At 57.2% G+C, this 9,437-nt stretch carries 5 protein-coding genes; 1 reads left to right on the top strand and 4 read right to left on the bottom strand.

What is annotated here, in order from left to right; genetic code table 11:
* The 3 genes from O0J73_RS10650 to O0J73_RS10640 form a co-directional block, all read right to left on the bottom strand.
* A partial coding sequence (locus O0J73_RS10650; RefSeq protein WP_308308668.1) for an AAA family ATPase occupies positions 1-1,443 on the bottom strand: 1,443 nt, incomplete at its 3' end.
* Between the two features lie 244 nt (positions 1,444-1,687).
* Positions 1,688-2,140: an antitoxin Xre/MbcA/ParS toxin-binding domain-containing protein gene (locus O0J73_RS10645; RefSeq protein WP_231347516.1), complete on the bottom strand. Its 453-nt coding sequence runs from the start codon at positions 2,138-2,140 to the stop codon at positions 1,688-1,690.
* 1,240 nt (positions 2,141-3,380) lie between these two features.
* Complete coding sequence (locus O0J73_RS10640) at positions 3,381-7,136, bottom strand: CHAT domain-containing protein (RefSeq protein WP_308308667.1); 3,756 nt, start codon at positions 7,134-7,136, stop codon at positions 3,381-3,383.
* Positions 7,137-7,851: 715 nt separating this feature from the next.
* Here O0J73_RS10640 and O0J73_RS10635 point away from each other — a divergent pair.
* A complete protein-coding gene (locus O0J73_RS10635; protein WP_099484968.1) occupies positions 7,852-8,760 on the top strand; it encodes a DUF6602 domain-containing protein in 909 nt (302 codons plus the stop codon).
* A gap of 224 nt (positions 8,761-8,984) precedes the next feature.
* Here the strand turns inward: O0J73_RS10635 and O0J73_RS10630 are convergent, their stop codons facing one another.
* The gene (locus tag O0J73_RS10630) at positions 8,985-9,437 is read right to left on the bottom strand and encodes a hypothetical protein (protein WP_049397654.1); all 453 of its coding nucleotides are present in this window, start codon (positions 9,435-9,437) and stop codon (positions 8,985-8,987) included.

Genomic DNA, 9,437 nt, shown 5'->3' with positions numbered 1-9,437 from the left:
TTGCTGTTGCCCATAAACACCTCGGTCATTGCCATCAATTATGGCAACCGGATGTCTACGAAAGGCTGGCCGGTCCAAGATGGCATTGGGGAAGTCGGCATATCGCTCTTGCACCAGCGCGATATCACCATCGTTGTCGGTGACGACTCTGGCCTGAATACGCAGGCGCTCCGCAATCTGCAAGAAGCGTTTAAACGCCAGTGATTTGACCGAGATGATGTCCACGCCGCGCGCCAATGGCGCTACGCCGTGGTGATCAAAGTAGGCACGTTGCACGATCAGCTCGTCGGACGGGCCCTCCACCAGAATTGCCTGCTTGGCCAGAATCAGTCGCAACGTGTCATGACCAGGAAGCTTCATGAAGTAATCGTGCGTATCATGCGGCAACTGATCCAGTTTCATCTGGCCTTGGGCGCTGAACAGGATCACGTTGTCCACGCCCAGCTTGTTCAGAACGAAGCTGCTGTGGGTTGCGATGACCACCTGCTGCGTCGTGGAGAGCGCTGAAATCTTGTCAATCAGCTGGCTCATGCCAGAGAAGGAGAGGTGGTTCTCCGGCTCTTCGATCAGCAGTACATGCGCCGACCCTGCAGCATGCATAGCCAGCTTCATCTTTACTGCGCTTTGCTCACCCTTGCCAGCTTGGGTGAAAGGAAGCTCATCCAGGTACGGTGACAAGCTTGTTTCCCACGTTGAGCGCGGTGAAGAGTCCACGCCAACCGTCAGTGCTTTGTGACTGATGTCTCCTGTGTGCTGAGTGAGATAAGCATTAATGGCGGCAACGTCGTCCTCTTCCGAGAAGCTTTGCCGCATGCGGCGAAAACTCAAAGATAGCGAAACGCGCTGCGCTGGGGTAAGCGCCTGTTCGATGATGCTGGCGATATAGCGATCGGCTCCGGACAGTGTCTTGATACCGTGGGTGTCGATGATAGTTGAATCGAACGGGATGGTACGAGCGGTGACGCCGTTGTTGGCAAAGGAGTACCAGCGCACCGTGTAGTACTCCACTGGGAGGCTGGTCGCGCCCTGGTGTTGCTGTAGGTAGGCGTTGAATTCCTCGCGATAGTCATCGCTAAGCTCGACCAGCAATCGGACGCCTGCACTGTCTAGACCTAATGAGTTGTTGGTGCCGCGCAAAGACGCCAGCGCGGGATCGTTCCCCAAATAGGCTTCAATGGAGATCCTGGGCGGTGACGCAGGCGTTCCTGCGCGCAGAGCCGCTAAGTACTCCCTCACCGTTGGCTGGTGAAAAAGATAGGGTGTGAGCTCGTAGGTGAGGTTGCGACCATACAGCTGCCCAGTTATTACTGCGTGGATCGCTTCCAGCAAGGTGGACTTTCCCACCTCGTTGTCACCAACCACAAGGTTCATGTGCGCATTGAGCTGCAGATTGAGGTGACGAAAAGACTTGAAGTTATCGATAACAATACGTTCGATCGGCATGCTCCGTCCCCAGTGGACTATCCTGTCTCTGCAGAACTTTACGCGGCTCTTAAGAACGATGCCAACTGGACTGGATTTGGAAAGAATTTGTTCTGGACAGGCCTGGCGGGCACAGAAGGTAAGCCATCAAAGACTGCAAAATGAACAGGATCCATCGTCTTCGTTCGTCTCACGTATCGGCTATGCGGTTTGGTGGTTGTGACGAGGTGGTGGTTATAGTCCCGACTTTCTTAGTGGTGCTCGGTCACAGACTGCTGGACGTCGTCGGAGCTGTCAGGGAGGCGGCGATTCCCTGGGCCTCTAGATAGTCACGAACAGTGGCAAGGTCGTTGAGTTGACCAGAGCACATGAAGGCCAAGGCCGGGGTCCCCTTGAACGGTGCTGCGCAGTTGGGGCGTCGTAGCCAGCTGTCAGCTTGCTGCTGATCAGGGAAGAGGATGTGCAGTGCCCGGTATATGCCGAGCGCATAGCTGATTCGCTCGAGTGTTTCTGGCCAAAGGCCGTCAGTCACTCCCGCCTCTAGCTGTGCACAAGCAACGTCGATGGGCCTACCCAGGATTGCCGACTGCTCATGAGCGCTTAGTTTCCAAACTTCTGCCATCTTGGTAAACGCGCGCAGAGCAGGTCCTTCCAGGCTGGTGGCGTCACTGGCGATTGGGTAGATCATCCCTCTGGCCTGGGGGAGCAGATGAGTCATGCTACTCCCGTTTCACTCATCGCACCCTTCCGCGATGCGCCGATTGAATAAATAGTTGGCCTACATAGGCGGGCGATGCTCATGTCATCTCGACCGTTCGGTGCGAGGGAGGCCTAACAGCCCCGCCTCGGCCGACGGTCTGGCAGCCGACTGCCTGCCGGCCGCACGTCTGCATTCTATTTCAACGACACGTGGTGGCTGGTAGTGAACAACGTGGTGTGACCCCTTCAGGACCTATAAACACTGAAGGGGACAACAGTGACTACTGGGCCTCTATGCCCTGCCGCAATAGGCCTTATAGGGAAGGCGCCGGCGATGGATTTCACGGCACCATTGGGCTTGGAAGGGGAAATCCATCACAAATGATCCGAGCAGCTCCGCACCGCGACGCTGGGCATTAGCCTGCAACGTTGGATAGATGGCTGGTTCGTCGTGATCAACATGACGTTAGCTGTAGAGGTGATGCATCTGTTGTGCGGTAGTTGATCAGCGATGCTGGCAGACATCTCATGCTGTATGGCCACTCTAAATGAGCAGTAATTTTTCTATCTATATGAAATAAAAGGGAAAAATGCCCTAAATGATGTGGACCGCAGGCACTAGCGCCACTCCGTGGAAGAAGTTGACAGCACCAGGTACAGAGTGCTCGTTCTGCCAGAACCCCAGGCGACTCCCAGCAATCGCAGCCAAAGGGTCGCCCCTTCTTGCCAAAGCGTCGTATGCATGCTTGGACTGGACCAAGCGAACCACTGCTGCGGCGAGGGCCGGCGATAGTGCCCCATCCAATTTCTCAAGAGCCTCAAAGGCGGCGTGAGCGTCGTCCATTGGTAAGCCGCAGGGCCTCTCTAAGCTATGTCCTCTCCGACTCAATGATCGCATCTGTCATCACTTGGGCCTAACTCAATGCGCATCCGGTCGGAGTGGGCATCCTGTCACTGACCAAGAGATGGACCAAGCGACTCTCCTGAAGAGAGCGAGCTCTGGACAGGAGCAAAGGCCCCGTCAGCCAACGTTGACTATCGACCCTGCCGAAATGGCCAGAACGTATCTGCTGCAGGTTTACAGCAGTGAGCATGCAAGTGGTCGCTTCAGGCCGTGAGTCGAGCTAAGCGAGTGTCCAGGTGTGCGTTTGCACGTCGAGGCAATCGCCAAAGTCTCTTTGCCCCCTAGACGTTCAAGAATACTGCGGTCCATGCCCTACCCATCGAGCCAGGGAGTTACCCCGCACTTGCCGTCACCTCTATTCAGAAAGCGGCAGGTCACCCTTGCACAGAAGAGGGTTGCCGTAAAGCGTCATTGCCAGCGCATCGCGTGGCTCATGACCCATTTGCCGGGCGACCGCCCGATTTGCATCCGCGTTTGCATCGATCAGTCGGGCGCCCTCATTCCATGCATGAAGAAACGCCGGGAGCCAGTGCGACGGCACACGAGAGTCCAAAGGCCAAGGCGATGCGATGACCGCACGTGTTCCGCGACTGAGAAGCTGCTTCGGTAGTCCCACGGTGGTGTTCGCTGCCGGATGAGCGTTCTGCCGCCCACCGCTGCATACAAAAAGAATCGCCACCCCGACCCTCTCAAGCGCTCGAGCAAGGTCCAATGAGCTGATTCTCAGCGCCGACTCGTCCGACACAACCTGGAAGAAGCGTGCACCGGGATCCAGCCCGCCGTGAGCGGCGACGATCGCCAATTGGGCAGCTCGCAGGCTGGGAGGTGGCTCGGCGCCGGTATCCAGCTGAATCTGATGCTGGACAAAAGTCTCGTTCAGGCGATCAGCCACCCTACACAGCGTACCGTCCTCACCGTCGGATACGGCGGTTGATATCCAAGCTGCCGGTGGTCCGTACTGAAGCGGGCTTGAGGTCGTTGCACCTCGCAGCCACGCCAAGGAAGGGGCCACCGCAATAGAGGCCTGATTACCGACGAACTCTCCTTCAACGACCAATAGCTGCGGGGGAATGCTCTGCAGCCGGGTGTCCATTACAAAAACGGTGCGAGCCCCGATGCTACTGGACAGGCCCAACTCGCGCATACTGGTATGGAACAGATTGGGATCATCACTGTCTATGCCAAAGGCATATGGATATACGATGGACCATGCATCGAGTCCGCGGGCGGAGAACACCCCATCCTCACGATTCACCAGAATCCGTCCGTCCACACCGCTGACGCGGATGAGGCGGTCAGCGCTATCGAGGGCGAGCAACTCCACCTGAAGCCCCTGCTGGGACAAGAGATTGATCGTCTCAGCCGGTTCGTCGAGGGTGGACGGAAGCCAGCGCTGGCCAACTGCGCCAGGCACTAGAATGGCATGATCGGAGGTAGCCTCCACCGCGAACGCAGCCAGCTCTGCGTCGGCGAGCGTCTCTTCCTGGGCAAGTTGAGCTCGGGCCGCGCGAACCAAACGCTGCACATCGAAGCCGACATCGCCCGAATACCGTGCACGTTGAGCAAGCTGCGCATAGGAAACGAGTCGGTCCCTACCCGGGGCTGCGTTCTCAGCCAGAAGCAATAGATCCTGAGTGATCGCGCCGGCCATTGCGCTGGCCTGCTGTATGATTTCATCAACTGACGAGGGCACTTCCCCGCCAAGCAGCAGAACGCGATCGCGTGATTGGACGAGAAGTAGAAGTACCGTGGTGATCTCATCATCCCTGCGCATGACCTCGCGAAGATTGGCTGATAGTTCACTCAGTAGCGGTATCCAATGCCCCAGCTCTGCTCTCAGAGAATGCAGTTCGCCAAGGCGAACACCGAGCCGCAGTGTCTGCAATCGATGAGCCATGTCCTCCCCAGCCCCCATTCGGGAAATCAGCCCCTCACAGCGCGCCAAGAGCGCGTGAGCGACGTCAAACAGCCCGATGTCGCGCAGGGCTCTTGCCAAGGCAACGCTCTCATAGTACGCCTGCTCCAGCCCGATATCTCCACCGCTCGCGACCGCGCAACCGAAGGAAAGCAGTGCCCTTGGATGGTCCTGCATCCGATGGAACACATCGCCATAGGCATGCCACGCAAGACGAAGTCGATGAGGATCATCATGCGTGGCAGACAAACCCGACTCGACCAGGTCGCGGGCAAGCTGGGCCTGACCGGTAATGACCAGCCGTGTAGCCACCAACCTGAGCAGCTCAAGATCCGCGCTCGAGTTGTCCGCATGCGGCACTACCGCGAACGCGATCATCAACATCTGATTCAGAACGGCGTAATCGTCAGGCTGCTCTTGCTCGACGACATACTGTGCCAGCACCTTGAGCTTTGCCAGTACCTCATCAGCACTCAGCGTAAGTAATTCTATCGGAAGGCGCACCGTCGCCAGGTCCACGACCCCATCTTGGGTGATCCATTCCGTGGCCGAACGGTAGAAGCCCAGCCACTCCTCATCCTGCCACGCCCCCGCCGGCACTGAAGGCCGGTGGAGGGAGGTTTCGGACACCTGCTGGATATCAATGAGTCGGAGAACCGCGTGAGCCAGCAGTGCGATGCCATTCACGCCAGCACTATCAATGGAAAGAAGCTCGTCAAGCCGCTCACGAACCTGCGTATCAGCAGGGTGAGCAGCCAAGTACCTGAGCGCCCACAGGACGGCATCGCTGATGAGTTCACGATGATCCCCTTGTCCAGCGATCAGCAAGCGCTCAATTGTCCAGAGTAGAAGCTGGCTCGAGGCACTGACGCGCCCCGCCACCGGAGGCAGGCCGACCACAAGCATTGCCGCCTGAACGGGCAGGTCTCGTCGCATCGCATCAAGTGCGCACGCAAGTACGGTCTCACTGTGAAGATGCTCCCACTCTGTCCCAAGACCTGAAATAGTTGCAGAGTAGTCCGGAACCTCTTGGCGATGAACGCTGGCAAGAATGAGATCGACATAGGCCGTGAGGGGGAGACCTGCAATGTCATTGCACTGGATCGTGCCCCCGTCACGACAGGCGACAAGCATGGCCTGCAGCTGATGCTCTTGTAGCGCCGCCGAATCAGGCTGGTACCGGGCCAACCAGGACAAACAATGACGCGTCACCGTTTCGGACTGTAGCGTTTGTGCCAGGTCAAGGGCATCCTCCATCATCTGAGGATCGTCAAGTTTGGCGGCGCACCCGTTTAGAAACACCGCTGCGCCTACCCTGTCCCCACCAGCAACTGCGATGGCAGCTAATCGAATTCCTACAAACGGAGCAAGACGTTCCGCAGAGGCCCAAAGGGGTTGAAGAAGCTCCGCGGCACGAGACGACCTTCCGCCCTTATGCAGAAGGTCAGCCTTCATTATGAGTTTTGACTGGTTGGACGTGGCTTCAAGAACGTCAACTTCATCCAGGACAGTCAGGACATCCCCTCGCTTGACTCGGGCAACCCATCGCTTGAATCTGAGGATCTCGTCATCAGCTACCGCGGCCTGACCGCCAACCGCCCACACCAGGCAGTCAAGATCCCGGAAGGCATCAATGTTACGCTCCAACTGTGGCGGTGACGCACCCGCATCGATCAGAACACATCTGGGAGCTGATGAACGCTCGATACACGCATCCGCCAGCCAGATCAAGGATGGAATCCACCGGTCCTCCGGCAGCCCAAATGATGAGCTTATGCTGGCCGCGTCTGGCGCACGATACCTTGACGCGTCGAGGACAATGGCAAAGCTTCCATCAGGAAGGTCTGTAATTAACGCGACCAGCTCAGCGGCATTCAGGGACGTAACGCGGTGAACATGGAGGCGCCCTGACACAGCTTGTGCGTGAACCTCATCGGATCCACCATGGCGCCGAGCCATGTCATTCATCACGTCTTGATGGATCGTATCCGGAACATCAGGGGGCAATAGAACACAGACCTGACTGAATGCAGCCTCCCCCGAGTCGACCGTGGAGATCAGCATCAGGTTGACCAGTTTGGCCACCCGCTCCGCGCGGCCAGTGTTAGCCGTCAGTACGATGTTCGTCGGAGCCAGTCCTTGGTCCGCGATCAGCTCTTCCCACGGGAACTCATCCGACTGAAGCATGGCAGACATCCCTTGTCCTCATCCTGAAAGTGGCTTTTAGGAACCAATTCTAGGGCCATCGATCAATAGTCGCCACGGTGGTCCAAGGATTCGCACAGACCCAGCGCCCTCTCATCTCAAGCATCAGTTGCTTCTGCGCATAGGTCATATCGACATGTCCGCTCGAGGACTATCAGGCGATCCGAGCAACCCAGCTTTGATGCCACCAGATACTGGAGGACTCCAACTCGCCGGAGCAATGGCAAATACCGTGGAACAACAGTGCGCATTCCTTTTTTTGACCTGGGAATCCGGCAGCTCCTGACTCATCCTTCGCTACTTGCGAGTTCTCCAAGTTGAGAGCCCTTGAGAACAGCGGTGTACCCGATAAATGGCGAGTTTGAATTGTCCGAGACGGTCGAGAAATCAAGTTACGAGCAAGCAGGCCTTCATAAAAAGCATGCAGCCCGATAACCAACGCATATCATGCGAAACCTGAGCCGGCCACCGAGGCCAAGATGCGGCAGGCATGGGCATCCTGATCGCGTTCTCTGAACTCGGAGGCTAAAGTTCAAGCTGTTCACGCCGATAGCGGCGTTTCAGGCCTCGCTGAAGGAGCTTGGAGAGCCAGCCCCCTCTCCTTCCAATGGAGAGGAAGCGGGAGCAAGCCGTCCTTTGCAGTAGTCCATCAAGCTCCTCAACCCGCCCCGGCAGAGAGGACGCCCCATTTGGAGTCATCGGAACAATGAGCGTCTCAACGTCCTACCGCCTGGAAGCCCAGAAACTCCTTGCTGACGGGAAGAGGATCAGCCTCTTCACCAGCCACCCGGGCACGCTGGGAGCATATCGGGAAGCGAGTCTGCGAGAGTTCCTCAAGCAGCATCTCCCATCACGCTTCCTGGTTACCAGCGGATTCGTGACCGATCATGATCGAGAGCAAGACAATCAGGTTGATCGATCCTCGCGTCAGATCGACTGCCTCGCGCATGACAAGCAGGACTTTACCCCGCTGTTACGCGCCGATGAATTTTCGATCGTTAGGCCTGAATCCGTTGCTGCGATCATTGAGGTCAAGAGCTCTCTAGAAATAGTGAGAGAAACCGTCCGGATGAGTACCAGCCCATCGTTTCTCACCCCCAAGGGGCGACACTACCGCTGGGCGGGCAGCCTGGTCGAGGCCCTTGAGAACATCAAATCTGCGGTCGACGTGATGGAAGCTGCATCCATCCGCCGCAATACGTACTTTGCGGGAGTAATCGCATATTCTGCGCGCGCCCTCCGAAAGCTGCCTGAAGCGATGAACTCCGGCGAACTGTTCAAGCAGCTTGGGATTGAGGAAATTGAACAGTTGCCCGACTGCATCTGTGTTCTAGACGGCCCCGCCTGGTCCTTCTCATGCGTTGCCGGAACGGATCCGAACGTCCACGGCGATGTGACCACCGACCCTAACTCCTCCTACGCCATTGAATCTCCACGGGACGGCGAGGGAAGCGCACTTCAGATCTTTAGCGCCTATCTGCATCACGCGGTTGCGGTGAATCGGCTACAGCAGCCGCACATGGTCGGAGGGGCGCACTCCGCTGCAGGCTATAGCGCGCAGGAACAGCACTACAGGATCCCCGTCTCATCCAAGCGAATGTTAGGTTCGACTTAAGAGCACTACGTACAGCAATGCGCACCACACCTCGAACAGATCGACCGTGCGTAGCTTGGTCTTCTTGCGCGCACCGCTCTTTCAGTGTCCGGATCCCTTCCTGCAAGGCGCCGATAAGAGCCGGCAGCCGATTCTGATCGGTCCGAACCGAGGCTCTACTACTCAGTAGCGTGCATTGCGACCGGCGGAGCTGCCGTGACCTCTCAAAAGAGACCACTTCCAGGTCACTGCTCGCTATTCTCTCTCTTCTTCTTTTCACCTTTCCGGCGACCAGAACGGTTCACCTCAGGCAACGGCTTGTCCAATGCAAGCAAGTCCATACGAACGTTGTTCGCGTAGGCGTTGTATTGCCATCGACGAAACTGATCAAGAAGCAGATTGTTGGTGTCCTCTAACCGTTTAACCTGCGCTTCCAAGTCAGTGATGCGGCGGATAGCGGCGTCCAACGTGAAATCTCTCGGGAGCGCATCTCTCGCCTCACGCAAATCCTTTTGACGCTGCTGAAACCGCTCCTTGACGGCAGGATAAAGGTACATCGTGTGCTTCGAGATCGAAGGCACGTCCAGCACCTTTGCGGCGCGCTCGCAGAATAGCGGCCAAGTGAGCTTGCCGTCCCAGCGATCCAGCTCACGCATTATCTTTGGCAGCGTTGCCTTGGTGATGATCTTCTTTGGCAT

It is taken from the genome of Stenotrophomonas sp. Sm6012 (assembly GCF_030985895.1).
Taxonomy (GTDB): domain Bacteria; phylum Pseudomonadota; class Gammaproteobacteria; order Xanthomonadales; family Xanthomonadaceae; genus Stenotrophomonas; species Stenotrophomonas forensis.
The sequence above is the reverse complement of the archived record's forward strand: the minus strand, read 5'-3'. Positions and strand labels throughout refer to the sequence as shown.

Bases quoted from the DNA above. Each gene is read 5' to 3' on its own strand.
- O0J73_RS10640 (WP_308308667.1), bottom strand. From the start codon at position 7,136: ATGTCTGCCATGCTTCAGTCGGATGAGTTCCCGTGGGAAGAGCTGATC.
- O0J73_RS10630 (WP_049397654.1), bottom strand. From the start codon at position 9,437: ATGCCAAAGAAGATCATCACCAAGGCAACGCTGCCAAAGATAATGCGT.
- O0J73_RS10635 (WP_099484968.1), top strand. From the start codon at position 7,852: ATGAGCGTCTCAACGTCCTACCGCCTGGAAGCCCAGAAACTCCTTGCT.
- O0J73_RS10645 (WP_231347516.1), bottom strand. From the start codon at position 2,140: ATGACTCATCTGCTCCCCCAGGCCAGAGGGATGATCTACCCAATCGCC.